At 72.2% G+C, this 26,085-nt stretch carries 23 protein-coding genes and 1 pseudogene; 12 read left to right on the top strand and 12 right to left on the bottom strand.

The window, feature by feature from the left end; genetic code table 11:
* Positions 1–146: 146 nt before the first annotated feature.
* The 3 genes and pseudogenes from ACNJ93_RS02055 to ACNJ93_RS02045 all read left to right on the top strand — a co-directional run bounded on the left by ACNJ93_RS02055 (position 147) and on the right by ACNJ93_RS02045 (position 4,440).
* Entirely contained in the window at positions 147–1,577 is a 1,431-nt protein-coding gene (locus ACNJ93_RS02055; RefSeq protein ID WP_418955567.1) for an endo-1,4-beta-xylanase, read from the top strand.
* A gap of 411 nt (positions 1,578–1,988) precedes the next feature.
* Positions 1,989–2,201, top strand: a pseudogene (locus ACNJ93_RS02050) (transposase); the annotation flags it as partial.
* Between the two features lie 415 nt (positions 2,202–2,616).
* The gene (locus ACNJ93_RS02045; RefSeq protein ID WP_418955566.1) at positions 2,617–4,440 is read left to right on the top strand and encodes a vWA domain-containing protein; all 1,824 of its coding nucleotides are present in this window, start codon (positions 2,617–2,619) and stop codon (positions 4,438–4,440) included.
* A gap of 73 nt (positions 4,441–4,513) precedes the next feature.
* Here ACNJ93_RS02045 and ACNJ93_RS02040 read toward each other — a convergent pair whose 3' ends face one another.
* Positions 4,514–5,071 (bottom strand): NIPSNAP family protein, encoded by a 558-nt coding sequence (locus tag ACNJ93_RS02040; protein WP_418955565.1) that lies wholly within the window; start codon positions 5,069–5,071, stop codon positions 4,514–4,516.
* Between the two features lie 74 nt (positions 5,072–5,145).
* On the opposite strand from ACNJ93_RS02040, the gene ACNJ93_RS02035 reads away from it, so the two are divergent.
* Both ACNJ93_RS02035 and ACNJ93_RS02030 read left to right on the top strand, forming a co-directional pair.
* Positions 5,146–6,075: a helix-turn-helix transcriptional regulator gene (locus ACNJ93_RS02035; RefSeq protein WP_418955564.1), complete on the top strand. Its 930-nt coding sequence runs from the start codon at positions 5,146–5,148 to the stop codon at positions 6,073–6,075.
* Positions 6,076–6,226: 151 nt separating this feature from the next.
* A complete protein-coding gene (locus tag ACNJ93_RS02030; RefSeq protein WP_418955563.1) occupies positions 6,227–6,556 on the top strand; it encodes a TfoX/Sxy family protein in 330 nt (109 codons plus the stop codon).
* A gap of 189 nt (positions 6,557–6,745) precedes the next feature.
* Here the strand turns inward: ACNJ93_RS02030 and ACNJ93_RS02025 are convergent, their stop codons facing one another.
* Entirely contained in the window at positions 6,746–7,357 is a 612-nt protein-coding gene (locus tag ACNJ93_RS02025; RefSeq protein WP_418955562.1) for a DUF7691 family protein, read from the bottom strand.
* Positions 7,358–7,366: 9 nt separating this feature from the next.
* On the bottom strand, positions 7,367–7,879 hold the full coding sequence (locus ACNJ93_RS02020; RefSeq protein ID WP_418955561.1) for a cupin domain-containing protein: 513 nt from the start codon (positions 7,877–7,879) through the stop codon (positions 7,367–7,369).
* 105 nt (positions 7,880–7,984) lie between these two features.
* Here ACNJ93_RS02020 and ACNJ93_RS02015 point away from each other — a divergent pair, with 105 nt between their 5' ends.
* Genes ACNJ93_RS02015 through ACNJ93_RS02000 form a run of 4 tightly spaced genes read left to right on the top strand, consistent with a single transcriptional unit; the run spans position 7,985 to position 10,024 of the window.
* A complete protein-coding gene (locus tag ACNJ93_RS02015; protein WP_418955560.1) occupies positions 7,985–8,893 on the top strand; it encodes a LysR family transcriptional regulator in 909 nt (302 codons plus the stop codon).
* Complete coding sequence (locus ACNJ93_RS02010; protein WP_418955559.1) at positions 8,890–9,138, top strand: PhzF family phenazine biosynthesis protein; 249 nt, start codon at positions 8,890–8,892, stop codon at positions 9,136–9,138. Before ACNJ93_RS02015 ends, ACNJ93_RS02010 begins: the two co-directional genes overlap by 4 nt.
* Before the next feature lie 53 nt (positions 9,139–9,191).
* Complete coding sequence (locus ACNJ93_RS02005; RefSeq protein WP_418955558.1) at positions 9,192–9,611, top strand: CBS domain-containing protein; 420 nt, start codon at positions 9,192–9,194, stop codon at positions 9,609–9,611.
* Between the two features lie 17 nt (positions 9,612–9,628).
* On the top strand, positions 9,629–10,024 hold the full coding sequence (locus ACNJ93_RS02000) for a hypothetical protein (protein WP_418955557.1): 396 nt from the start codon (positions 9,629–9,631) through the stop codon (positions 10,022–10,024).
* 607 nt (positions 10,025–10,631) lie between these two features.
* Here the strand turns inward: ACNJ93_RS02000 and ligD are convergent.
* From ligD to ACNJ93_RS01970, 6 genes are all read right to left on the bottom strand, one after another.
* Positions 10,632–11,546: a non-homologous end-joining DNA ligase gene (gene ligD / locus ACNJ93_RS01995; protein WP_418955556.1), complete on the bottom strand. Its 915-nt coding sequence runs from the start codon at positions 11,544–11,546 to the stop codon at positions 10,632–10,634.
* Positions 11,547–11,556: 10 nt separating this feature from the next.
* The gene (locus ACNJ93_RS01990; RefSeq protein ID WP_418955555.1) at positions 11,557–11,850 is read right to left on the bottom strand and encodes a hypothetical protein; all 294 of its coding nucleotides are present in this window, start codon (positions 11,848–11,850) and stop codon (positions 11,557–11,559) included.
* A 169-nt stretch (positions 11,851–12,019) separates the two neighbouring features.
* The gene (locus ACNJ93_RS01985) at positions 12,020–14,923 is read right to left on the bottom strand and encodes an ATP-binding protein (protein WP_418955554.1); all 2,904 of its coding nucleotides are present in this window, start codon (positions 14,921–14,923) and stop codon (positions 12,020–12,022) included.
* Between the two features lie 170 nt (positions 14,924–15,093).
* Positions 15,094–16,449: a cytochrome P450 gene (locus tag ACNJ93_RS01980; protein WP_418955553.1), complete on the bottom strand. Its 1,356-nt coding sequence runs from the start codon at positions 16,447–16,449 to the stop codon at positions 15,094–15,096.
* Positions 16,450–16,463: 14 nt separating this feature from the next.
* Positions 16,464–17,501, bottom strand: coding sequence for a terpene synthase family protein (locus ACNJ93_RS01975; protein WP_418955552.1), 1,038 nt, complete (start codon positions 17,499–17,501; stop codon positions 16,464–16,466).
* 1,076 nt (positions 17,502–18,577) lie between these two features.
* Entirely contained in the window at positions 18,578–20,023 is a 1,446-nt protein-coding gene (locus tag ACNJ93_RS01970; protein WP_418955551.1) for a glyceraldehyde-3-phosphate dehydrogenase, read from the bottom strand.
* A 333-nt stretch (positions 20,024–20,356) separates the two neighbouring features.
* Here ACNJ93_RS01970 and ACNJ93_RS01965 point away from each other — a divergent pair, with 333 nt between their 5' ends.
* Positions 20,357–21,094 carry a helix-turn-helix domain-containing protein gene (locus ACNJ93_RS01965; protein WP_418955550.1) on the top strand — a complete coding sequence of 246 codons (738 nt, stop codon included), beginning with the start codon at positions 20,357–20,359 and terminating at the stop codon, positions 21,092–21,094.
* Between the two features lie 121 nt (positions 21,095–21,215).
* Complete coding sequence (locus ACNJ93_RS01960; protein WP_418955549.1) at positions 21,216–21,686, top strand: hypothetical protein; 471 nt, start codon at positions 21,216–21,218, stop codon at positions 21,684–21,686.
* Positions 21,687–21,749: 63 nt separating this feature from the next.
* Here the strand turns inward: ACNJ93_RS01960 and ACNJ93_RS01955 are convergent, their stop codons facing one another.
* From ACNJ93_RS01955 to ACNJ93_RS01945, 3 genes are all read right to left on the bottom strand, one after another.
* Positions 21,750–22,916: an alpha-hydroxy-acid oxidizing protein gene (locus tag ACNJ93_RS01955; protein WP_418955548.1), complete on the bottom strand. Its 1,167-nt coding sequence runs from the start codon at positions 22,914–22,916 to the stop codon at positions 21,750–21,752.
* Positions 22,917–23,027: 111 nt separating this feature from the next.
* On the bottom strand, positions 23,028–23,297 hold the full coding sequence (locus tag ACNJ93_RS01950) for a hypothetical protein (protein ID WP_418955547.1): 270 nt from the start codon (positions 23,295–23,297) through the stop codon (positions 23,028–23,030).
* A gap of 14 nt (positions 23,298–23,311) precedes the next feature.
* Complete coding sequence (locus ACNJ93_RS01945; protein ID WP_418955546.1) at positions 23,312–23,662, bottom strand: PRC-barrel domain containing protein; 351 nt, start codon at positions 23,660–23,662, stop codon at positions 23,312–23,314.
* A gap of 154 nt (positions 23,663–23,816) precedes the next feature.
* Between ACNJ93_RS01945 and ACNJ93_RS01940 the strand changes: the two genes are divergently transcribed.
* Positions 23,817–26,036 (top strand): NADP-dependent isocitrate dehydrogenase, encoded by a 2,220-nt coding sequence (locus tag ACNJ93_RS01940; protein WP_418955545.1) that lies wholly within the window; start codon positions 23,817–23,819, stop codon positions 26,034–26,036.
* Positions 26,037–26,085: the final 49 nt, after the last annotated feature.

Here is a 26,085-nt window from a genome sequence, read left to right as displayed (position 1 = left end):
CGGGTTCCGAGTGTTGGATTCCGGCCTTGGATAGTCACGCCCCCGGTGGTCGGCGTCCTTGATGAATGGATGCGGGCGTCGCTGACACGCATTCATTCCGCCGCGCTCTCCCATCCTTCCGCGATTTCCGTCCTGGAGGAAAATTCATGGGCTCACATTCCCTTCCCCCACCCACCGTCCGCCGGAAGATCAGCGGTCTGTGCACGGCCCTGATCGTCGGCGTCCTCGGTTCGGCCGCCGTGCTGGTGGCGCCGCCGACCTCACACGCCGCCGAGAGCACGCTCGGCGCCGCCGCGGCGCAGAGCGGCCGTTACTTCGGCACCGCCATCGCCTCGGGCCGGCTCGACGACCCGGCGTACACCGCGATCGCGGGGCGCGAGTTCAACTCGGTGACGGCCGAGAACGAGATGAAGATCGACGCCACCGAACCCCAGCGGGGCCGGTTCGACTTCACCGCCGGCGACCGCGTGTACAACTGGGCGGTACGGAACGGCAAGCAGGTGCGCGGCCACACCCTGGCCTGGCACTCCCAGCAGCCCGGCTGGATGCAGAGCCTCAGCGGCAGCACACTGCGCCAGGCCATGATCAACCACATCAACGGCGTGATGGCCCACTACAAGGGCAAGATCGTCCAGTGGGACGTCGTGAACGAGGCCTTCGCCGACGGCCCTTCGGGAGCCCGGCGCGACTCCAACCTGCAGCGCACCGGCAACGACTGGATCGAGGTCGCCTTCCGCACCGCACGCGCCGCCGACCCGGCCGCCAAGCTCTGCTACAACGACTACAACGTAGAGAACTGGACCTGGGCCAAGACCCAGGCCATGTACGCCATGGTCCGCGACTTCAAGCAGCGCGGCGTGCCGATCGACTGCGTCGGCTTCCAGTCCCACTTCAACAACGACAGTCCCTACCACAGCAACTTCCGCACCACCCTGCAGAACTTCGCCGCCCTCGGCGTCGATGTGGCCATCACCGAACTCGACATCCAGGGCGCCTCGGCCACGACCTACGCGAACGTGACCAACGACTGCCTGGCCGTCCCGCGCTGCCTCGGCATCACCGTGTGGGGCGTGCGCGACACCGACTCCTGGCGACCGGAGCACTCGCCGCTGCTGTTCAACGGCGACGGCAGCAAGAAGCCCGCCTACACCTCGGTCCTCAACGCACTCAACGCCGCCTCTCCCGCCCCGTCGCCCGGCTCTGGACAGATCAAGGGCGTCGGTTCGGGCCGCTGCCTGGACGTGCCCGGCGCCAGCACCACCGACGGAACCCAGGTCCACCTGTGGGACTGCAACAACCGCCCCAACCAGCAATGGACGTACACCGCGGGAGGCGAGCTCAGGGTCTACGGCGACAAGTGCCTGGACGCCGCCGGCACCGGCAACGGCACCAAAGTCCAGATCTACAGCTGCTGGGGTGGCGACAACCAGAAATGGCGCCTCAACTCCGACGGATCCATCGTCGGCGTCCAGTCCGGCCTCTGCCTCGACGCCACCGCCAACGCCACCGCCAACGGCACCCTGATCCAGCTCTACTCCTGCTCGAACGGCACCAACCAACGCTGGACCCGCACCTGACCATCCGTTGCGGGGGCTGAGACAGGACCTCGAAAGGTAGCCCAGCCGAGACCCCACGTCAGCCGCGGCGGGGCCGCAGGCAGCTGTACGCCTGTGGCCCCGCACGGGCGTTGGGGCCCTTGTCGGTGGAACAAATCCACGGGTCCACGGGTCCACGGGTCTTTGGTGATGAGGGAGACGGCCGTGAGCCGGCCTAGTTGTCGAACCAGACCACCAGACGGACGTTCTCGGCCCCGTGTCGCTTGGCAAGCACGGCCATGACCGACCAGACATCACCCCAGTCCTCGTCACGCGCGACCTGGTGCCGGGTGCGACGGGTTTCAGCCGCAGACGGCCCCACACGTGATTCCGTGCCGTCCCAGTCAGCCTCTTCCAACTCGGCCCAACTGATCCACGACGGGCTGTGCGCATCCTCCCGAGGACCGGTGCGCCGCCGTCGACCGCCGCCTCCCGCGCTCCTGGAGCCAGGACGCCGACCGGTGCCGCGCAGCCGGCATCCCCGACGACCTGAGGTTCGCTACGAAGCCTGCCCTGGTCACCGAGATGATCGCCCAGGCCATGGTGCCGGTGTCCGGGCCGGCTGGGTCACCGGCGACGAGGTCTACGGCGGTGGCCCTCACCTGAGTGCCGAGCGGGACAAGCGTCAGATCGGCCACGTCCTCACTGTTTCGCACAAGCGGCCGATCGCCACCCGTGCGGGAGCCTTCCGGGGCAGATGTGCCGGCCCACGGCCTGCGGAAACGTGCCTGGCAGTGTCGGTCGGCCGGAGCCGGGGTGCTGGGCGGCCGGTGTCAGGCTGCCCGGGACGGCCAGATGTGATTGCGATCGAAACGATCCTTCTGCGTCGTCCGCTCACCTCACGACCTGCGGATCCGAGTTGTGGATTCCGAGAGACTCGTGGAACCATTCGCATATGCACACCGTCATGGAGGTCGGGTTCGGTGCTGCATGCAGACCCACGGTGCGACTGACGACCATCCTGGAGATCACGTTCATGTATTCGAGACCACGTCGACGACGCGTGCTCGCCGCTGTTTCCGTGTTGACGCTCGGTGCGCTCCTGTCGCCGGTGGCGACCGCGGGCGCCTCTCCCGCGGCGCCGGCGGCTCCGGAGCCTGCCCGGATCGACCTGGTTCTCGACCTGTCCGGGTCGATGAACCAGGACGACGCCGACGGTCAGACCCGTCTCGCCGCGGCCAAGCAGGCGGTCACCCGGATCATCGACACCGCCCCCGAACAGGCGCCGCTGGGCCTGCGCGTCTACGGCGCCACGTACCCCGGACAGGACAAGAAGCGAGGCTGCGCCGACACCCAGCGGGTCCTGCCCGTCACCCCGATGGACCGGGCGGCGCGTGCCGACGCGAAGAAGCGGGTCGCCGGCTTCAAGGCGGTCGGGTTCACGCCGATCGGCGTCTCGCTCCGCGAAGCCGCCAAGGACCTCGGTCCGAGCGGCGAGCGCCGCATCATTCTGGTCTCGGACGGTGAGGACACCTGCGCGCCGCCCCCTCCGTGCGAGGTGGCCCGCGAGCTCAAGGCGCAGGGCCTCGACCTCGCCGTGGACGTGGTCGGGTTCCGGACGCCGTCCTCGGCCCGCGCGCAGCTGAAGTGCATCGCCGACGTGACCGACGGTTCGTACACGGACGCCGACGACGCCGACTCGCTGACCGCCGGTCTGGGCGCCCTCTTCCGCAAGGGGTGGCGGACCTACCAGGCCACCGGAAAGCCGGTCGAGGGCTCCCTCGACGGCTGCCGGGACGCGCCGCTGGTCGCGCCGGGTCAGTACCTCGACCGGTTCACCGGTGGGCGGGACCTCTACTACAAGGTCAAGAAGCGGCCGGACCAACTGCTGCAGGTGAGCGCCACGGCCGTCGCCGAGGAGGGCTACGGGCGCGGTTCCCTCATCACCGTCGCGGCAGGCCCTGAAGCCGACGGCGAACCTCGCGCGTGGCTCCGGGAGTTCGACCAGTCGATGGGCTGGGCGAACATCATCTCCACCGGAGGCCGCAGCAAGCCCGGCGCGGGCAGCGAGAAGCCCGCGCCGGACGACACCGGCTGCATCCTGGTCGAGAACGACGTGACCCGGCCCGGCGACAAGCCGATGCCCGTCGAGCTCCTCGTCGGCATCGCCGACAAGACGACCCGGCAGGCCGGCGCGCGGGCGCCCGAGCCCCGCACCGGGGCGGACGCCGAGGGCGGCTACTCCTTCAACAGCGCCACCCCGATCGGACCGGGCACCTACCGGCAGTCCATCACCGTCGGTGAGGCCCCCTTCTGGCGGGTCGAGGTGAAGGCGGGCCAGAAGCTGACGGTGAAGGCCGGCGTGGACATCCCGAAGGACTTCCCCAGGTCCGCGACCACCGGCTGGGGCGTCACCGTCTACAACGCCCAGCGCACGTCCACGCAGTGCAACAAGGACCAGAACGCGACCGAGCTCCTCGCGGGCCGGACCGGTCACATCGAGCGGGTCTGCGGGCCCTGGGAGATCTCGGACGAGGGCGGCGCGAGCGGCTCCGCACCCGACGGCTACGACGTGCCCGGCACGTACTACCTCCAGGCACAGGTCGCCGAGCCGGACGACGAGGCGAAGGGGATCGTCGTACCGATCTCGCTGACCGTGGACGTCACCGGCACACCGCGCTCCGGAGACGGCCCCGTGTTCTTCTTCGGCGACGACGCCGCCCACGGCCCCTCGCAGTCCGGCGCGCACGCCGGAGGCGAACAGGGAGCGAACGGCACCACGGCTGCCGCGACCGACGACGACTCGCCCCTGGGCAAGCTCGCCCTGCCGGCCGGGATCGGCGCCGGGGTCCTCCTCCTCGCCGGCCTCGCCTTCTACGCCCTCAAGCGCCGCGGGGCAGCCTGAGTCACGTTGTCGTCGCTGTGCAGCGCGGCCAGGCGGCTACGCCCGGCCGTACCGGCGCGTCGGTGCCTCGCCCTCAGAGGTGCCGCGAAGCCACGGGTTCCAGTCGCAGGCGGCGGGTCGGCCAGGGCGGGGGGTCGGCCGGGCCGAACCAGACGCGGACATCCGCGTCGGTGCGCACCGGGAGCCGGGGAAAGTCGTTCTCCGCGTGCTCGGTGCGGTGCAGCGCGTGCGCCGGGGTCAGGTGCCGGGCCGCGTAGGCGTCGAAGGCGGTCGCGTCGGACGGCCGGCAGACGGTCGCGATCACCTCGCTGACCCCCGGCTCCGCCGCGAAGCCGGGGCCGCGCAGGAGCAGCACGTCGTCGCTGTCGACCATGGTCGCGTTGGCGGCGTCGCGGTGCCGCGCCCAGACCGGACCGGAGTAGAACGCCTCCAGCGCGCGTCGGCGGTGCGCCATGTCGGGGAAGGAGCGCAGCCAGACGAAGCGATCGGGGTCGTCCAGGTCCCGGAAACGGCCTCCGAGCGTGATGCCGGCCGCCTGCTGACCGGTCACGAACTCGCGCTCGAACAGCTCGATCAGGGTGTCCCGGGCGCCCGGGTGCAATGTGTACTGCCGCAGTTCGACGATGCTCATGCGCCGCAGGTTAGGGAAGCTCCACTGACGCCCTCTGTCAGTGGACCCGCGGGGAGCGGCACATACTGGGGCCCATGCGCGCCACCCGTCTGGTCACCCTGCTCCTCCTGCTCCAGAACCGCGGCCGGATGACGGCCGGGCAACTGGCCCAGGAGCTGGAGGTCTCCGTCCGCACCGTCTACCGCGACGTGGAGGCGCTCGGCGCCGCCGGCATCCCGCTGTACGGCGAGGCCGGACACGCGGGCGGCTACCGGCTGGTCGACGGCTACCGCACCCGCCTGACCGGACTGACCGCGGACGAGGCCCAGGCCGCGTTCCTCGCCGCCCTCCCCGGAGCCGCCGCCGAACTCGGCCTCGGCGAGGCACTCGCCGCCGCGGAACTCAAACTCCGCGCCGCGCTCCCGGCGGAACTGCGCGCCCACGCCGGACGGATCCGGGAACGCTTCCTGCTCGACGCCCCCGGCTGGTACGGCGACGCCGACCGTACGCCCCACCTTTCGGCCGTCGCCGGCGCGTTGTGGGAGCGGCGGGCGCTGGTCCTGCGGTACCGGCGGTGGCGGGCGCCGGAGGAGATCGAGCGGCGGGTGGAGCCGTACGGACTGGTGCTCAAGGCCGGCCGCTGGTACCTGGTGGCGGCCGCCCCCACCGGCATCCGCACCTACCGCGTCGACCAGATCCTCGGACTCCGCACCCTCGACGAAGAGTTCACCGTCCCGGACGGCTTCGCGCTGGGCGCGTACTGGACCGGCTACCTCGCCGACTTCCGCGCCCGGCTGCACACCGGCGAGGCCCTGGTCCGTCTCACCCCCGAGGGCGCCCGGCGCCTCGGCGTACCCGCCGCCGGCGAGGGCTGGACGCAGGCACGGATCCCGATCGAGTCGGTCGCCCACGCCCACGGGGAGTTCCTCCGCCTCGGCGCCGACATCGAGGTCCTCGAACCCCTCGAACTGCGCGCCCGCATCGCCGAGACCGTCCGCACCCTGGCCGCCCGCTACGCGACCTGACCGGCACGGGACACGGCGACGCACGGGGCGCGCCGTTTGGGCCTCCCGAAGATCGGCCCCGACATGCGCGGCGCGCGGGCGGCACGTACCTTCGACAGCGGGCAGGAGGCGAAGCGCCGCGAGGTATTCGCCGGGCAGAACGGGGTGCACGATGGTGTACGACGAAGGGCTCGCCGAGCGGATCCGCGAGCGGCTGGGCGCGGATCCCGCCGTCACCGAGAAGAAGATGTTCGGCGGGCTGGCGTTCCTCCACGAGGGCAACATGGCCGTGGGTGTCGTCGGCGACGAGCTGATCGTGCGGGTCGGCTCCGACGCCACGGCCACCGCGCTCGCCCGGCCCGACACCCGCGCCTTCGACCTCACCGGACGCCCGATGCGCGGCTGGGTCGTCGTCGGCACGTCCGGGATCGCGGAGGACGCGGCCCTCGACACCTGGATCGAGGCGGGCCGCACGTACGCGGCGAGCCTGCCGCCGAAGTAGTGGGCCGGGGCGCGGGTGGGTGACCTGGAGTCGCTTTTGGCCCCGCCGGGTCCTTCGGTTCCTTCCCCCCTCCAGCGCCTCCGGCCTCTCCAGTGCCCCGGCCCGTCGACCCCTCCAGCGCCCCGGCCCTCCAGCGCCCCGGCCCTCCACCGCCCCCGGCCCCTCCAGCGCCCCCGCCCCCTCCAGCCCTCAGGACACGAAGCCGACCACGCCGAAGCCCGGCCGCGCCTCCGCCCGTCGCAGCCAGCCGATGACGTCCATCACGGCATCGAGCACCTCCCGGTCCAGCGGCGGCGCATGGCCGTCCTGCTTCGTGCGCTCGAACTGCTCCAGCGCCTCCAGGCACTGCTCGTGCGTCCACTCCCCGCAGCGCGGCAGGTCGTACGTCGGAAGGCCCTTCGGGAAGCCGTCGTAGTAGCCGAGCTCGGCCACCGAGACGGCGGTGATCCGCAGCGCCCGCAGCCCCTCGTCGACCGTCTCCAGCCAGTCGCCCCGGAACGGGCAGAAGCTGGAATTGTCGAGGAACAGCCCGGTCAGCGAGCACAGCCGCTTGTACGCGTACCCGTACTGGAACACGTACGGCCCGCGCTCCGGGTAGGGACCGCCCTGCACGACCGTCCGCAGCGCCTCGTACGCCGTCGGCGCGCCCTCCGCTATCTCGGACGAGAACCATGAATCGTCGGCGGCCATCTCGGCCCCGAAATTGTCACGCACGGCCTTCAGCAGCTCCTCGTCGCCGGAACCGACGAGGGCGCGGGTGGCCTTGAGGTCGAGCAGGTACGCACTCAGGGATGAACTCATGAGGCCACGCTAGTCGCCGCCACTGACATCCTCGGACACGAAGTGGACGTCGTAGCGGTCCTGTTCGGGCAGAAGCGTGTCGAACGGCTCCAGGCCGTGCTGGATCCGGCCGAGCGCCCGGAAGTAGCCGAAGCGGTCGACTCCCGGCGTCAGTACGGAGATCAGCTCGGCCGTCGACCCCGGCGCGGCCCCGAACGCGTGCGGCACGCCCGGCGGTACGCAGACCAGCCCGCCCGCCTCGACCGTCTCCGTCCGGCCGGCCACCGTGAACCGCATGACGCCGTCGAGCACGAGGAACAGCTCGGTCGACCGCGCGTGGAAGTGCGGCCGGGCCCCCGTCGCGCCCTCCCCGAGCACCAGGCGGTTCGCGCCCAGAGCCCCGCCCGTGTCGCTCGCGTCCGCCAGCAGGTGGAACGCGCCGCCGTGGGGGAGCGGCACGTGCTCCACGTCCTCGGGGCGCACGATGAGGGGGGTGGCGGGTGTGGGGGCAGGCGTCGGTGTCAGTGTCGGTGTCTCGTTCATGCCTGCCATTCGACCCCGGGAACAAGCCCGGAACCAGCGGCGGTTGAGCAACTCGGTGATCTCGGTTCGGCATGAATGGGGCGGCGCGGAGAGGGGGCGTGGGGCGTGGAACTGCGGCAGCTGCGGTACTTCGTCGCCGTGGCCGAGGAGGGCGGGTTCGGGCGGGCCGCGCAGCGCCTGAACATCGTCCAGTCCGCAGTGAGCCGCCAACTCGCCCGCCTGGAACGCGAACTGGGCGTGACCCTGTTCGACCGCACCACCCGGCGGGTGCGGCTGTCCGCCGCGGGCGAGCGGCTGCTGCCGGAGGCGCGCGCCGTGCTGGCCGCCGCCGACCGCACCGCGCGCCTCGCCGCCGACCTGGCGGCGGGCGAGGAGGGCGTCCTGCGGCTCGGTACGCTCCACGGCCCGGGCGACCGGCTCGACCGGATCCTCGCCGCGCTCGCCGCCACCGCGCCGCGCCTGCGGGTGACACCGGTACGCCTGCCTCCCGCCGAGCGCCTCGCCGCGGTGCGCAGCGGTGAGCTGGACGCGGCGTTCGTCCGGGCGTCGGCACCGGCGGAACCGTCCGGGCCACCCGCCGCCCCCGGCCTCGAAATGCTGCCGCTCTGGAGCGATCCGCTCTACGCGGCTCTGCCCGCCGCCCATCCGTACGCCGACGAGCCGGTCCTCGGCCTGGACCGACTGGCGGGGCTGCCGCTGCGGCTGGCGCCCCGCGCGGCCAACCCGCCGTTCCACGACCTGGTCACCGGGGCCTACCGCTCCGCCGGGCTCGTACCGCTCCTCGGGCCGCCGTTCACCGACCTCCGGGGCACACTCACCGCGATCGGCGGCGACCCGGAACCCTCGTGGACCGTCTTCTACGAGGTACGCGGCCTCCCCGCCCTGCCCCGTGTCGTCGTACGCCCGCTCGTCGCGCCGGCCGTGACCACCTCGCTCGCCGTGCCCCCGGGCCCGCCGAACCCCGCCCTGCGGCAGCTCCTCGGCGCCCTGCACTCACTGGAGGACGCCCCGTGACGCTCGTCCGCGCCTGCCTCAGGGACCGCATGTTCGCCCCGTCCATCGGCGTCCCCGAGGACATCGCCAACGCCAACAGCACCGCCTGCCTCGCCGCCCTCCTGGCCGGCCGGGGCCACACCGCGCTGACCGTCGCCGTGGGCGACGCGCTCGGCGTCCCCGCCACCCTCACCACCAGCGCCGAACCCGGCCCCGAGGGCGTCCGCGTCCGCGTCAGCGGCGCGGCGCGGGCCGAGTACTCCTGACCCGGCGGGGTACCCGCGTCGCAGGACCCACGCGCAAGGCGGGAGGCGGAGCGATGCTGCGCCGTGTCGAGGAGATCATGACCGAGCACCCGGTGACGGTGCGTTCCCTGACGTCGCTGACCGAGGCCGCGCGCGTGATGCGCGACGCCGACATCGGAGACGTCCTGGTCGTCGACGACGGCCGCCTGCGCGGCATCGTGACCGACCGCGACATCGTCGTCCGCGCTCTCGCCGAGGGCCGGGACCCCGCCCGTACCACCGTCCACTCGGTGTGCAGCCCGGACGTGGTCACGGTGGCGCCCGACGACACCCTGGCCCACGCGACCGACGTGATGCGCGAGCGCGCCCTGCGACGTCTTCCCGTCGCCGAGAACGGCCGGCTGAGGGGCATCGTGACCCTGGGCGACGTCGCCATCGAGCGCGAGCCGGCGTCCGCACTGGCGGACATCGCCTCGGCGAAGGGCGACGAGTGACGGAGGACGTGGCGGAGATGTCGGATTTCGACCTGATGGACGTCACCCTCGTGTCCGAGGACTTCGGGAGGCTCGACGTCCCCCTGCGCGGGGACAAGCGCGAGCCCGTCGCCCTGCCGGCCGGCGCGGTCGTCGCCGTGGTCCTGTCCTTCCGGACGGACACGGAGATCGACGGGCTGAAGTTCGAGGAGACCCGGTCGCGGGAGGGGCGCCGGCTCACCGCGCTCACCCACATGCTCGGCGGCTTCCGCGCCGGCGGACCGTACGAGGTCCGCCTGCCGGCGGAGCGGCTGCCGGTGGGGCCCGCGAGCTGGGGCACGTACGAGGCCACCGGCCGCTTCCTCGACGGCGACGGCCGCGAACTCGCCCAGGAGACGCACAGCTTCCGGATCGAGCCGCCTCCCCCGAACTGACGCGCCCGCCTCGTGAAGCGTAGGGACGGGACGAGCGGGGAGGCGACGGGAGGACGGCAAACGGCAACGCGCACGGAAGCGAGGACCGAGGACCAGTGAGCGAGACGCACACCGCGACGAGCCCGCGGACGGAGGCCCCGACCTTGACGCAGAAGAAGTCAAAGCCCCAGACGCAGATGCCGCAGACGCCGGCCCCGGCGCCGACGACGGAGACCCCCACCGCCACGACGCCGACCCAGATGCCGGCGCCGGAGACCCCGCCCCTGACCCTGGGCACCCCACCCCCCGACCCCGTACCCCCCAGCCCCACCCCGGCACCCGGACCCGGTCCGGGACCGCAGCCCGGACCCGTGCCCGGGCCCGTCCCGGCTCCCGGGCCGGACCCGGTGCCTCCGGCCCCGCCGCGACCGGAGCCCGACCCCCAGCCCTCACCAGGCCCGCGTCCGGATCCCCACCCGCAGCCGGGCCCTCTGCCCGGCCCCCTCCCGGCACCCGGCCCGGCGACGAGCGACCGAGTCCTGGGATGAGCTGAGCTCCGAGATCGGCAGAGGGGCGGTCGGAGCGATCGGCAAGCGATCGGCAGAGGAAGCGATCGGCCGAGGAACGGTCAGAGTCCCGCCAGCCGCCGTCCGGCCGCCGCCACCGAACGGCCGCGCCACGACACCTGCTCCCAGGGGTCGTCCTCGGCGAGCCGCTCCTCGATCGTGGCGAGCGTCCACCGCTGCGCGGTGAGTTCCGGATCGTCGAGTTCGGTCCAGCTCAGCGGGACGGCCACGGGCGCGCCCGGCCGGGCGCGTACGGCGTACGGCGCGACCGCCGTCTGGCCGTAGCCGTTGCGCTGGACGTCGAGGTACAGGCGGCCCTTGCGGGCCTGCTTGCGCGCCGCGGTGGTGAGCCGGTCCGGGTACCGGCCGGCGAGGACGTCGGCGGCGTCGCGAGCGAAGGCCCGGACCTCGTCGAAACCGGCCCGGCGGTCCAGCGCGACGACGACATGGAGGCCGCGTGAACCGGTGGTCATCAGGGCGGACGGCAGCTCCAGTTCGTCCAGCAGTTCGCGGACGTTCCGGGCCGCCTCCCTGGCCCGTTCGAAGTCCCCGCCGGGCGGGTCGAGGTCGAAGACCAGCCGGTCGGGGTGATCGGGCCGGTCGGCCCGCGACAGCCACCGGTGGGGCGTGACGCAGGCCTGGTCGGCGAGGTAGAGCAGGGTGGGCACGTCGTCGCAGACGGCGTAGTCCACCGTCCCGTCCTCCTTGGGGAGTTCGACGCGGCGCACCCAGTCGGGGAAGTGCGCGGGGGTGTCCTTCTGCATGAAGCGGCCGCCGTCGATGCCCTCGGGGTGCCGTTCCAGCATCAACGGCCGCCCCCTCAGATGCGGCAGCATGCGGCGGGCGACCGAGCGGTAGTACGCGGCGAGGTCGGCCTTGGTGATCCCGTCGTCGGGGAACAGCACCTTGTCGGCCCGTTTGATCTCGACGGACCGCCCACCCGCCCGCAGGGTCGTGGTGCCCCGCGTGTCCGCCATGTGCGCTCCCTCAGCGCGGGGTGTCGTGGGTCGGCATGTGCGGGGCCGTCACCGTGTCGTGGCGCGTCTCCTCGTGGCGGCGCCGGCGGCGGGCCCGGCCGCCCCCGAGGATCATCGCCAGCGCGAGGCAGAAGACGAGCATCAGGCCCAGGCCGGCGAGGAAGGCCCCCAGGGTGTTGATCGTGCCCAGGGTGTTGTCGAACATCGTGACCCTGTAGTCCGGGCCGCCCGAGACGTTCTCGGCGATGACCAGCCCCGTGAAGGCGGCGGCCGCCGCGAGCAGCAGAAGTCCGATGAGGCGCATGGCGACTCCTTTCCTCGCCGTCGGCGTCTGCCCACGCCTGCCGCCCTCAATCCCGGGAAGCCCGCCGCCCTCGATCCCGGGAAGCCTGCCGCCCTCGACCCCGGGAAACGGGTGGGCCCCCTCGCCGGAGGGGGCCCACCCGTCGCCGCTCGCCCGGGGCGTCTGCGTCTCAGTCCTGGCCCAGCGCCCGGGGCAGCCCGTTGCGGTCCGTCCCGAGCTTGGTGAAGACGGAGGAGAGCAGCTCCGCGACCGCCTGGGGGTCGCGCTGCATCTCCTTGCCGATCGCCGCGCTGGACAGGCCCTTCGCGGCGAGCCGGGCCGCCTCGTGCTCGGCGACCGTGAGGGTGCCCCGGCCCGAGTCGTGGAGCCGGCGCGGGCGCAGGCCCGCGGCGGCCAGCTGGGTGCGGGTCCGCGCGGCGAGCGCGTCGGCGCCGCAGACCGTGGCGACCTCCATGCCCCGGTAGAGCTGCTGCGCCGCCTGGGGCTGGTCGCCGACCGCGTACAAGGCGGTGCCGTGGTCCACGAGGGCCAGGGCCAGCTCGTACGCGGCGGGCGACTGCTCCAGGTGGGAGACGGCCTCCTGCAGCAGCATGATCGAACGGGTCGGGTCCGCCGTCGCCGCCTCCACGCGCAGGGCGTGACCGATCACGCTCGGCACGCCGAACGCCCGCGCCCGGGACACCGCCTCCGCCGCCGTGGCCGCGGCCCGCTTCGGGTCGTCCACGGCCTCCGCCATCGCGAGATCGAGCTGCCAGGGGCTCCACGAGGGGTTGCGGATCCCGCGCAGATCGAACCGCCGCCCCGCGTCGGCGAGCTGCTGCCGCGCTTCGTCGATGCGCCCCTGGGCGAGCAGGAGCTTGCCGTAGACGGCCTGCGGGTCGGGATAGACGATGGAGCGCGAGGAGTAGCGGCTCAGACCGTGCCGGTTCGCGACCTCCTCCGCCTCCGCGACGTTGCCGCGGGCGAGGAGCGTCTCGATCAGGGTGCCGACCGCGTACCACTGTGCGGGGATGTCCTGGCCGACGCGCTCCGCGATGTCCAGCCCGTTGCGGACGAAGTCCTCCGCCTCGCCGAGGCGGCCGCGCCGGTAGCGCACGTAGGCCAGCAGGGTGTACAGGAAGGACAGGTGTGCGCCGCGCCAGCCCTTCAGCTCGAACTCGACGATGCCCTTGTTGAAGAGCTCCTCGGCCCGTCCCGGCTGGTCGCAGTACATGAGGGTGATGGCGACGGCGGCCGGGACCTCGAAGCCGAAGTCCTGGTCGGTCCAGCTCATGCCGCCGTCGAGAGCCTGATCGGCGTAGTCGAGCGCGACGGTGGCCGGCTCTCCGCGCATCGCCGCGTCCCAGGCGCGCAGACCGAGGATGTGCCGCTCGGGCAGTCCGCGGCCGGTGAGCCGCTTGGCGAACTGGGCGAGGAGCCGCGACCGGGCGGGCGAGTTCTCCTCGTCGACCCGCACCGAGCTCCACTTGAACTGCTCGGCCTGCATGCGCAGTTTGGTGCGGCCGCTGCCGGCCCGACGGGCCTCTTCGGCGAGCAGCTCGGTGGCCGCTTCGAGCCGGCCGGAGTGGGCCATGGCCTGAGCCAGTCGGTACGTGATGGCCTCACGGAGGCTCTGCTCGATGTACGGCTCTTCGAGCGCGGCCTGCAGCTGGTTGATCGTCGCCACCGGATCGTGCAGCAGGTTCGCCGAGCCCAGCTCGAACAGCACCTCCGCGCGGTCCTCGGCGTTCGGGGGCTCGCGCAGCGCTCGGGTCAGGTAGCGCCGCGCGGCGTCCGGGGCGCCCGCCGAGAAGTTGTCGCGCGCGGCCTGCCGCAACTGCTGCACGACCCACGGATCGCCCTCGGGGTGCATCTCCAGTAAATGCCGGGCCGCGGCGGACGCGCCGTGCCCGTCGTTGATGAGGGCCTGTGCCGCCACGCCGTGCATGGCGACGCGGACGCCGGGCGGCATCGACCGGTACACCGCCGTGGCGATGAGCGGGTGGAAGAACTCCACGACCTCCTGACGGCGTACGTTCGTCAGCACGGTCAGGATGCGCGCCTTGCGGAGCAGCTCGATGGATTCCTTGACCTGCGCCTCGCCGAGGGCCGCGACCCCGCCGACGATGCTGGTCGGCACCGCGGTGCCGAGGACGGCGGCCGCCCAGGCGAACCGCACGGTCGACGGGCCGAGTTGCTCCAGCCGCTCGACGATGCCGCTGCCCTTGACCGCGGACGCGAGATCGCGCAGTTGCGCGATGTTGTCCTGGTGCGGCCGCAGTCCGCGCTCGCGGCCCTTCATGACCAGTTCGACGACCTCGAAGGGATTGCCGCCGCTGATCGCCCAGCACTCGCGGCAGAAGACGTCGTCGGCGCTCTCGCCGAGGAACTCCCGGATGATGCGCGTCACGCCACCGGTGGTGAGCGGGGCCAGCTCGTGCGGACGCGCGCCGCGGCGGGACATCAGCGCCCGCAGGCCGGCGGCGTCGGAGGGGATCTCGTCGGGACGACAGGCCACCATGATGACCATGCCCAGCTCTTCGGCGCGCGAGGCGAAGGTGGTGAGCCAGGCCAGGGACTCCGCGTCCGCCCAGTGCGCGTCGTCGAGAACCAGGACGACCGGTGCGCGGCGGACCGACAACTGCGTGACGACCCAGTCGAGTCCGTCGCGGACGCCCTGAGGGTCGGGCGCGATCGCTCCCTGCCGGGCGGCGGTGAGGCCCAGGGCGGGCGCGACGATGCGGTACCAGTTCCCGAACGCGTCGCGGCGTTCCTGTTCGGACATGGCCGCGAGGGTGGGCTGCAGCAGCTGGCGCATGACATGGAACGGGACCTGCCGTTCCTGCTCGCCGCCGCGCGCGAACAGCACGGTGCAACGGCGCTCGGCCGCGTACCGGCGCGCCTCCGTCAGCAGTTTCGTCTTGCCCATGCCCGCCGGGCCGACGAAGGTCAGCACGCCGCCCCGACGAGTCGCCGGGCCGTGGTCGGATCCACCGCACAACTCGTCCACCGCGCGCTGGATGTCCAGCAGCTCGGACTCCCGTTCGAGCAGTGGGTTCGAGGTGTCGCTCCTGAGATCAGTGACTGATGACATTCCCGCCCCTCCTGCGTGTGGGGCCGAGTGTATGACCTCCAGGGCGTGTCGGAGCGATTTCGCTCCGTATTCCTTCAACCTGCCCTGTACGGGGGAGACATGGTGTACCGTCTGCGCTTTTGCGCCGGGCCGGGGTATTCCGCTTCGTGCGGTGCCACGGCCCGGCGCGTTCAGCGGCGTGCCACCGGGATCATGGGCAGGGTGCTCGGCTGCGGGATGCCCGCCGGCACCTCGCGCACCTCGACGCCGGGCGCCGGCGTCAGCCGCCAGCGGGACGCGACGCTCGCGACGAACGCCAGGATCTCGGCGACGGCGAACGAGTCGCCGATGCACTTGTGCTGACCCGCCCCGAAGGGGATGTAGCGGTGGGCGCGCGGGGCCTCGCCGCCGTCACGGTCCCACCGGTCGGGGTCGAAGACCGTCGGGTCGCTGAAGAGCGCGGGGTCCCGGTGCAGCGCGTACGGGCTGTAGCCCACCTCCGCGCCCTCGGGGATCCGCACCCCGCCGAGGACCAGCGGCGCGAGGGCGCGCCGGGTGAACAGCAGAGGCGAGTGCAGTCGCAGCGCCTCCTGGAACACGTGGCGGGTGAACGTGAGTTCCCTGAGGTCCTCGGGGCGCACGGGGCGCTGCCCCACCACCCGGTCGACCTCGGCCTGGACGCGGGCTTCGGCCTCCGGATGCCGGCCGAGCTCGTGGAAGATCCACGCCAGCGTCGTGGCGGGGGTCTCCGTGCCCGCGAACATGATGGAGATGACCTCGTCCCGCACCTGCTCGGGGCTCATCGTGGCGCCCGTCTCCGGGTCGGCCGTGGTGAGCAGCAGGGACAGGGCGTCGCGGCCGTCGGTCTTCTCCGGCGCGTACCGGTCGATCACCTCGTCGATGATCTGACGGAGCCGGGCGGCGGCCGCGTCGAAGCGCCGGTTGGCCGGGACCGGGAGCCGGTCCAGCGCCTTGGGCATGACGGCCCGCAGGAGCATGCCTTCCAGCACGATGGGCAGGGAGCGGTGCACCTCGTCGACGGCCGGCTTGCTGAGGTCGCCGGAGAAGATCATGTCCGCGACCGCCGCCATGGCGTAACGACGGGTCTCGTTGAGGACGGAGATCTCCTCGCCGTCCGTCCACGACGCCGCCATCTCCTCGGCGTTGCGGCACATCGCCTCGGTGTACTCGGCGATGTGGTCGCGATGGAACGCGGGCTGCATCATCCGCCGCTGCTTGCGGTGGAACTCCCCGTCCGTGGTGACGAGGCCGTTGCCGAACATGGGCCGGAGGCGTTCGAACACCCTGCCGCGGCCGAACTGTTGGGCCTGCTGGACGAGCACGGCGTTCACGTGCTCCGGAGTCGTCGCCACATGCACCGGCCACGTCCCGATGTCCAGCCGCACGATGTCGCCGTGTTCGCGCAGGGACTCCAGGAAGCCGATCGGCTGCTTCCAGAGCTGCAGGACGTGCCCGAGGAGGGGCAGGCGTCCGGGCGCGGGGGCCGCGGGGACCGCGGTCGAGGACTGTGCTTCCACCTGTGTCACGGACCGGCCCCCCGTCATGCCACCGAGACCAGGTCCGGACGGGTGTACGCACCCTCCAGTCCGGCCGCGAAGCGTTCGTCGCTGTAGCGCGTGCACTCGTAACGCTGCCACAGCTCCGTGCCGATCATCCAGTCCTCGTAGGTGTGCACGCAGCGGGCGACCTCGTCGCGCAGGGCGGGGCCGGTGGCCGGGTCGGCCTCCAGGGTGTCGAGGAGCTGCTGCTTGGCCTTGAGGTACTCCTCGATCCGTACCTGGATGAGGGTCTCGACCTCGCGCACCGCCTCGCCGAGCGAGCTGCCGTCGCGGGCGGCGATGCGGGAGACGAGGTTGTTGGTGTCCCCGCAGGCGTACTCCTTCGGCAGCGAGAACACGTCGTTGCCCCAGGAGATGACGTCCAGCGTGCTGGCCACGACCTCCTGGAACTCGGGGAGGGCGGTGATCCGGGACGGGAGGTCGATGCCGAGGCCGGCCTCGACCATGTCCATCATCGGCAGGAGCTGGGAACTGTTGCGGCGGGTCAGGATGTAGTCCTCGACCGTGGGGCGCGCGTCGGCGCGGCGGTTGGCCGCCTCCTGGTCGAGGGAGCGGAGCACGAGCCGGACGTGGGCGCGGTAGCGGGCGGCGCAGGCGTCGGACATGCCGGCGACGATGCGCTCGCACACGTCGACGAAGCCGTTCACCAGCGAATTGCGTCCCTCCGCCCGCTCGTCGGCGCGCCCGGTGTCCAGGTACGCGGTGATGGCCCCGACGACGGGGCGCCAGGCCGCGAGCTCACCGTTGCGTATGAGGTGGTCGTGCTGGTCGTCCAGGACGAACGACCAGGCCATCCACTCGGCCAGCAACAGCACGCGCTCGTACGGCACGTCCCCGCTGACGCGGCCCGCGAGGTGGCCGCAGCCGATGCCGGAGAACTGCTCCAGGGCGTCGGTCACGAGGCCGTGGCCGACCACCCAGGCGGTCGCCTCCTCGTTGGCCCGGGCCGCCTGCGGATGCTTTGCGTTCCCGAAAGGCAGATGAAAGTCGGGGACGGAGAAATTGCGGAGCTGGTTCATTCTTCCCCCCAGGGTGAAAGAGTTCGCCTGGTGTGCCGTTGTCGGCTCGCGTGGCCCTTAATCCGCCTCCCCGCTAGGTGATCTGCCTCCTTGTCAGGTAATTAACCCCCAGGTGGGAGTGAACTGTCAATGTAGGAGGGCGAATCTGGGCGATTGATCGTAAACCCCCGTGAGCGCGGGGGAGTTGGGTATGCGGTGGGCATATTCGCCCGGTAGGGCACGGGCGGACGACCGCATGTGCGTACGAGGCCGCCCAACGTGCTTGCGGTGTCGAGCAGTTCGTCGCAGGCGGACGCGTCCCCGCCGGGTCGGCACGGGGCCGGCGGGCGGGTCGCCGGGGCCGTTCGAGGGGCGAGTCCTCCCGCCGGGGCGTTGCGGGCTTTTCGGCAGCGAATTATCGGCCGACAAGGCGGGGCGCCGGGAATTGTGCCGAGTGCCGGAGGGGGGTTCCGAGAATGGGTGAGGGGAATGCGGGAGTGGCCTCCGGAATGGGAAAGTCCGGGTCAAGGGCGGGCAATGGTGGGGAAGTGCTCGGTGGCGCGTCCGGGCGCGTCGGATTCGTTTGCAGAAACGATTCCGCGTGAAGTTCGCGGCCGTCTGTCCGATGTTTTCCGGGTGTTTGCCGAGGGGTGCCGGGGCGGTGCCGGCCCTGCGGTGTCCGGCCCGTCGGCACCCCGGCCGGCCGGGGTGCGGGGGCGGTCGGCGCTCCCGTGAAAAAGATCTTCATGGTGTGACTTCGGTCGTACACGGCTGAATAGTAGAAGCAGAAAGAAGTACACCGTTCAAAATGCGTCACTTCTCGCCGCGCGGCCGAGAATTGCTCGTGACGCGGCGAAGCGGGCCGCCGCTGCGCCGCGCCCGCGCCGGTGCAGCGCCGGTTGAACTGCGGATTCATCACGCCGTACGACGGGTGCGGGGCAATACGGCGATCTGCGTGTGCAAGCACCGCGGGCGGGGGAGGCCGGCCCGTCCCGGATGCGCGTCCGCCTCCCGACACACGCCCGCCCGGGCCGGCGGGCGCCGGTCCGGGCGGGACGGGTGACGTGGGCGGGCGGACGCGTGGTCCGCCCGTCGGGTCAGGCCTGGGGGGCCGGGTAGGTCGGGTACTCGACGCCCGAGACGTGCTGGACGACGCGGATGACCTGGCAGGAGTAGCCGAACTCGTTGTCGTACCAGAGGTACAGGATCGCGTTGTCGCCGTCGACCTTGGTCGCGCCGGCGTCGACGATCGACGCGTGGCGGGAGCCCACGAAGTCCATCGAGACGGCGTCGGGGGCGGTGGTGAAGTCGATCTGGCGCTTCAGCGGCGAGTGCAGCGAGACGTCGCGGAGGTACTCGAGCACCTCGTCGCGGGTGGTCTCGCGGCCCAGGCGCAGGCTGAGGATGGCGATCGAGACGTCCGGGACGGGGACGCGGATCGAGCTGCCGGTGATCGGCGCCTTCAGGTCCGGCAGGGCCTTCGCGACGGCCGAGGCGGCACCGGTCTCGGTGATCACCATGTTGAGCGGCGCGGAGCGGCCGCGGCGGTCGGCCTTGTGGTAGTTGTCCAGCAGGTTCTGGTCGTTCGTGAACGAGTGGACGGTCTCCACGTGACCGCGCAGCACGCCGTACTCGTCGTCCATGGCCTTCAGCGGCGGGACGATGGCGTTGGTGGTGCAGGAGGCGCAGGACAGGATCTGCTCGTCCGGCTTGATCGTGTCGTGGTTGACGCCGTGCACGATGTTCGGGACGTCGCCCTTGCCCGGGGCGGTCAGGACGACCTTGTCGATGCCCGGGCGCAGGTGCTTGGAGAGGCCCTCGCGGTCCCGCCACTTGCCCGTGTTGTCGATGAGGATGGCGTCCTTGATGCCGTACGCCGTGTAGTCGACCTCGGACGGGTCGTTGGCGTAGATCACCTTGATCTCGTTGCCGTTGGCGACGATGGTGCCGTTCGCCTCGTCGACCGTGATGGTGCCCTGGAACTGGCCGTGGATCGAGTCGCGGCGCAGCAGCGAGGCGCGCTTGACGAGGTCCTGGTCGCCGCCACCGCGGACGACGATGGCGCGCAGGCGCAGCCCGTTGCCCGAACCGGCCTTCTCGATGAGGAGGCGGGCGACGAGGCGGCCGATGCGGCCGAAGCCGTAGAGGACGACGTCGCGGCCGTCACGGCGCTCGATCTTGTTCTCGCCCGTGGCGCCGGCGACGGCCTCCGCGGTGAACTCCTCGATCGTCAGGCCGCGCGAGTCGGCCTTGTACTCGGCGGCGAGCATGCCGATGTCGATCTGGGAGGGGCCGAGGTCGAGGGTGGTCAGCGTCTGCAGGAACGGCAGCGTCTCGGTGACCGAGAGCTCCTCGCCGGCGATCTGCCGGGCGAAGCGGTGGGTCTTGAGGATGCTGACCACCGACTTGTTCACCAAGGAGCGGCTGTGCAGCAGGACGGTCACGTCCCGCTCGCGGTGCAGCTTCCCGATGATCGGGATCATCGACTCCGCGATCTCCTCGCGGTGCTTCCAGTTGGTGAACGAGTCGTCTTTGACAGTCACAGGATTATCTTTCGAGCTAGGCGGCGCTCATATGCTAACCCCACCCCTATTTGATCGATCAAGGGGGTCCCGGAAGCTGTCTGCAACCTCACAGTGCGCCCGCTCCCGCCTCCGCCTCCGTGGCCGTCGGGGCGGAGGCCGGCCCTCGGCAGGGGGCGGTGACGCTCCCTCATCTCCTCTGCCCGTGCGCGCAGTCGGGGCGTCGGTGTGAGGCAGCGCACGGGCGCAACGCGGCGCAAAGCCTTGGCGATACGCCCGGTCTGCCGCAAAGTGTCCGTGCGCCCGCAGTCGTGCCAACGGGGGACTCGGCCGGGCGGGAGTCCGGGGGGACGCATGGACACGCACATCGAGGACGCGGCACGCACCGCCACCAGACCCGACGGCGAGACCGCGCGCGACCGGGGGCGCGGAGTGCTCGAAGGGGCGTTCGCGCTGCTCGAAGCGCTGCGCCGGCGCGGGGACGAGGCGGGAGTGACGGAACTGGCGCTGGCCTGCGGGGTGCCCAAGGGCACCGCGCACCGGCTGCTCGACCAGCTCGTGGCCGTCGGAGCCGTGGAGCGGCGCGACCGGCGCTACCGGGTCGGCCCACAGCTGTACCGGCTCGGCCAGGCGTGGGAACCGCACCCGGGGCTGCGCGTCGCCGCCCGCGGCCCGGTGCAGCGGCTGCGCGCGGCGACCGGCGCCACGGTCGTGCTCGCCGTGCTGCGCGAGGACCTGGCGCTGACGGTGAGCTCGGCGCCCGGTGAGCTGGAGGCGCTGGTCCCGGTACGGGACGGGGTCGCGTTCGGGCTCGACACGGCCGCCGGCCGGGCGCTGCGCGGCCCCCGGCGGCCCGGGGCGGTGTTCGACCGGGAGGACCTGATGGCCGGGGTGTGCTGCGCGGCCCTGCCGGTACGGGCCCCCGACGGCCGCGTGGTGGCCGCGCTCGCCGCCCTGGTCCAGGCGGGCCGCCGCCTCGAACCGCTGGCCCAGGCCGTGGCCGCCGCCGGCGCCGCCGTCACCCGGCAGCTCGCCGCGGGGGTTCCGGCCCCGGCTCCGGTCTGGCTGTTCCGTCCAGTGGAACGCGCGTAGAACCGGGGCGGGCCGGCCGGGCACAGTGAGGGACGTGCCGGGGGGAACGGCACACCGGCCCGCCGGGGAAGCGGGCCGGGAGACACCGTCACGAACGTGACCCGATGTGTGGGGGGACCACATGCGCAAGAGCCGTGCCGCTCGACTGGCCGCCGCCGGACTGCTGGGCCTCGGCGCCCTCGGAGCCTTCGCGGGCACCGCGCACGCCGAGCCGATCGACTACGTCCGCATCGAGCTCCTGGAGCTCCACTGCCACCAGAACAGCGAGGGCAACCACGACGAGGCGTACATCAAGCTCACCGACGCCAACGGCAACCACGTCAAGGTGTGGCCGGGCAACGGCATCAGCTACCAGACCATGGGCGCCGGCTACGTCCGCTACCTGACCGACGCGAACGGCAACGCCGCCCTCGTCCTGGGCAAGGAGCAGGCCCGCACCCTGACCCTCTGGGACGACGACTCCTCCAGCGGCGACGACAAGCTCGGCGCCACGCTCATCACGGGCAGCGAGGCCGGCGCCGAGACCCAGTGGCGCTCGTTGGAGGGCTCCGGCGGCGTCTACACGATCGCCTACCGCGTCGTCGACATCTGACGGATCCGGGGGCGTCCGCCGCAGCCCGCAGAGGCGTCCCGGGCGCCCCCGCGTCCGGCCCGCTCAGGTGCGGCGCAGCGCCCCCTCGGCCCGCAGATCGGCCAGGGCGGGATAGCCGTCCACGGCCATGATCAGGTCGGCCTCGGCGAGCACCGACCGCAGCACGTGCACGATGCCGTCGGTCCCGCCGAGCGCCGCCCCGTACACGTACGGGCGGCCGAGGCCGACCGCCGTGGCGCCCAGCGCCAGCGCCTTGACCACGTCCGAGCCCGAGCGCACTCCGGAGTCGAACAGCACCGGCAGCCCATCGGCGGCCTCCACCACGCCCGGCAGCATGTCGAGCGCGGCGAGGCCGCCGTCGGCCTGCCGGCCGCCGTGGGTGGAGCAGTACAGGCCGTCGGCCCCGCCGTCCCGGGCCCGGCGGGCGTCCTCGGGGTGGCAGATGCCCTTGAGGATCAGCGGCAGCTCGGTCAGCGAGCGCAGCCAGGGCAGATCGTCCCAGGTCAGCGGGTTTCCGAAGACGGACACCCACTCCATGACGGTGGCCTGCGGATTGCTCTCCGGGGCCTCCTTCAGTCGGGCCCGGAAGACGGGATCCGTCGTGTAGTTGGTCAGACAGTGCCCGCGCAGCTGCGGGAAGTTGCCGCTCGCCAGGTCGCGCGGCCGCCAGCCGGGTATCCAGGTGTCCAGGGTGACCACGATCCCCTTGAATCCCGCCTCCTCCGCCCGCCGCACCAGGCTCGCCGCCAGGTCCCGGTCGGCGGGCGTGTACAGCTGGAAGAAGCCGGGCGTCTCGCCGAACTCGGCCGCCACCGCCTCCATCGGGTCCGCGCTCAGCGTCGAGGCGACCATCGGCACCCCGGTCCGCGCCGCGGCCCGCGCGGCCGCCAGATCGCCGTGACCGTCCTGCGTGCACAGCCCCAGGACCCCCACCGGCGCCATGAACACCGGCGACGGAAGCGTCAGCCCGAACAGCTCCACGCTCATGTCCCGCCGCGCGGCGCCCACCATCATCCGCGGCACCAGCCCCCAGCGCCCGAAAGCGCTCGCGTTGGCCCGCTGGGTGCGCTCCTCGCCCGCGCCGCCCGCCACGTACGACCAGACGGACGGCGGCAGTGCCGCCTCGGCCCCGGCCTCCAGCCCGGCGAAGGTCATCGGCAGGTCGGGCAGCACCCCGGCCAGGCCGTCGAGGTAGATCTCGTACTGGTAGTCCCCGAACTGCGCGGCCATCCGCCGCCCCTCCCCGCCCTCCGGCCCGGCCGGTCCGGGCGCGCCGAAGCCACCCTGCCAAGGCGGGGCCCGCAAGGCCATGGCCGCGACACGATCAGTGCCGCGACCCGATCAGTCCGGCGGCTCCGGTACGGGCTCGGTGCCCGGCTCCGGGTGCACGGGCGGCTCCTCGTCCGGCTGCGGCTCGCGCGGCACCGGCTCTCCGGGCTGCTCGGGCTGCCCGGCCTGGCCGGGCGTCGGTCCGGGGCGCGGCGGCGGCGCCGGACGCGGGCCCTCGGGGTCGTTCGGGTCCGGCCGCGTGGGCGGGTCGGGCCGCGTCGGCGGGGCCGGCGGCGGGGGGACCGGAACGGTGTCCGGGTCCGGCGGAACGGGGATCGTCACGATGTCGAGCCTCCTCACATGTGCCGGTTCGCGTAGTACCGCTCGATCAGCTGCAGGGACGGCAGATCGTCGTCGTGCTGTCCGCTCTCGAACGGCGGGGAGTCCTTGATCTCGGCCTTCGTCGCCTCGATGTGGACGGTCTCGTGCTCCCGGTCGATCCGGGACACCAGACCCGCCGGCAGCAGCACGCGGTGGCCGAAGATCCACGGGCCGGTGTCCACGACCACGTACGACCGGCCCACGTCCTCGGAGTGCCGGTCGATCTTTCCGATGGGTCCGTCGCTCGCCTCGACCCGGTAGCCGATCAGCTCGGTGCCGGGAGCGTGTCCGGACGTCTCGGAGTAGCCCCAGATGTCGCTGCCCATCTCGGTCGCCTCCTCTTCACCGGGTGCGTCTGCCCCGGATGCCCCGGGACACGCCTCCCGGCGTGTGGGGCGGGGCCCTTTCCCTCCCGGCGCGATCACGAGATATCTTGATGTCGAGCAATCTCGCATACGCAGACGTGGAGCGGAGCACCTGGTGACTGACTCGACCATCATCTACACCCACACCGACGAGGCGCCCGCCCTGGCGACGTACTCGTTCCTCCCCGTGGTCCAGGCGTACGCCGCCACGGCCGGCGTCGGCGTCGAGACCCGGGACATCTCCCTGGCCGGGCGCATCATCGCCCACTTCCCGGAGTACCTGGAGGAGGGCCAGCGCGTCCCCGACGCCCTGGCCGAGCTGGGCGAGCTGGCCAAGACGCCCGCCGCCAACATCATCAAGCTGCCGAACATCTCGGCGTCCATCCCGCAGCTCAAGGCCGCCGTCGCCGAGCTCCAGGCGCAGGGCTACGCGCTCCCGGACTACCCGGACGACCCGAAGACCGACGAGGAGCGCGAGATCCGCGCCCGCTACGACAAGGTCAAGGGCAGCGCCGTCAACCCGGTCCTGCGCGAGGGCAACTCCGACCGCCGCGCCCCCGCCTCGGTCAAGAACTACGCCAAGACCCACCCGCACCGCATGGGCGCCTGGTCCTCCGAGTCGAAGACCCGGGTCGCGACCATGGGCGAGAACGACTTCCGCTCCACGGAGAAGTCCGCCACCATCGCCGAGGCCGGCTCGCTGCGCATCGAGCACGTCGCCGCCGACGGCACCACCACCGTGCTGCGCGAGTCCGTGCCGGTCCTCGCCGGCGAGGTCGTCGACGCCTCCGTGATGCGCGTCGCCGCCCTGCGCACCTTCCTGAGCGAGCAGGTCGCCCGCGCCAAGGCCGAGGGCGTCCTGTTCTCCGTGCACCTCAAGGCCACGATGATGAAGGTCTCCGACCCGATCGTCTTCGGCCACGTGGTCCGCGCCTTCTTCCCGAAGACCTTCGAGACCCACGGCGCCGCCCTCGCCGCCGCCGGCCTCTCCCCGAACGACGGCCTCGGCACCATCCTCGCGGGCCTGTCCCAGCTGCCCGAGGGCGACGAGATCAAGGCGTCCTTCGACGACGAGCTGGCCTCCGGCCCGGCCCTCGCCATGGTCGACTCCGACAAGGGCATCACCAACCTGCACGTGCCGTCCGACGTCATCGTCGACGCCTCGATGCCGGCCATGATCCGCACCTCCGGCCACATGTGGGGCCCGGACGGCCAGGAGGCCGACACCCTCGCCGTCCTCCCGGACAGCTCCTACTCGGGCGTCTACCAGGCCGTCATCGAGGACTGCAAGGCCCACGGCGCCTTCGACCCGTCGACCATGGGCTCCGTCCCGAACGTCGGTCTGATGGCGCAGAAGGCCGAGGAGTACGGCTCCCACGACAAGACCTTCGAGATCGCCGCGGCCGGCACCGTCCGCCTCGTCGACCAGGCCGGCAACGTCGTCCTGGAGCAGGAGGTCGCCGAGGGCGACATCTTCCGCGCCTGCCAGACCAAGGACCTCCCGATCCAGGACTGGGTCAAGCTGGCCGTCAACCGCGCCCGCGCCACCGGCGACCCGGCCGTCTTCTGGCTGGACGCCGAGCGCGCCCACGACGCGCAGCTGATCGCCAAGGTCGAGCAGTACCTGCCGCAGCACGACACCGAGGGCCTGGACATCAAGATCCTGTCCCCGGTCGAGGCCACCAAGTTCTCCCTGGAGCGCATCCGCCGCGGCGAGAACACCATCTCGGTCACCGGCAACGTGCTCCGCGACTACCTGACCGACCTCTTCCCGATCCTGGAGCTGGGCACCAGCGCCAAGATGCTCTCCGTCGTCCCGCTGATGGCGGGCGGCGGCCTGTTCGAGACCGGCGCCGGCGGCTCCGCCCCGAAGCACGTCCAGCAGCTCGTCAAGGAGAACTACCTGCGCTGGGACAGCCTCGGCGAGTTCTTCGCCCTGGCCGCCTCCTTCGAGCACCTGGCGACCACCACGGGCAACGCCCGCGCCCAGGTCCTGGCCGACACCCTCGACCGCGGCACCGCGACCTTCCTCAACGAGGACAAGTCGCCCACCCGTCGCCTCGGCGGCATCGACAACCGCGGCAGCCACTTCTACCTCGCCCTCTACTGGGCGCAGGAGCTGGCCAAGCAGACCGACGACGCCGAGCTGGCCAAGGCCTTCGCGCCGCTCGCCGAGACGCTCACGGCCAACGAACAGAAGATCGTCGAGGAGCTGATCGCCGTCCAGGGCGCCCCGGCCGAGATCGGCGGCTACTACCAGCCCGACCCGGCGAAGGCCGCGGCCGTCATGCGCCCGTCCGCCACCTTCAACGAGGCCATCGCCAGCCTCGGCTGATTCCCGGCGGCCCCGGCCGCCCGCACCGCGCGCAGACCGCCCCGGCAGG

It is taken from the genome of Streptomyces tritici, from assembly GCF_048500665.1.
In the GTDB taxonomy this organism is placed as follows: domain Bacteria; phylum Actinomycetota; class Actinomycetes; order Streptomycetales; family Streptomycetaceae; genus Streptomyces; species Streptomyces tritici.
This window is presented reverse-complemented; position numbering and strand designations above follow the sequence as displayed.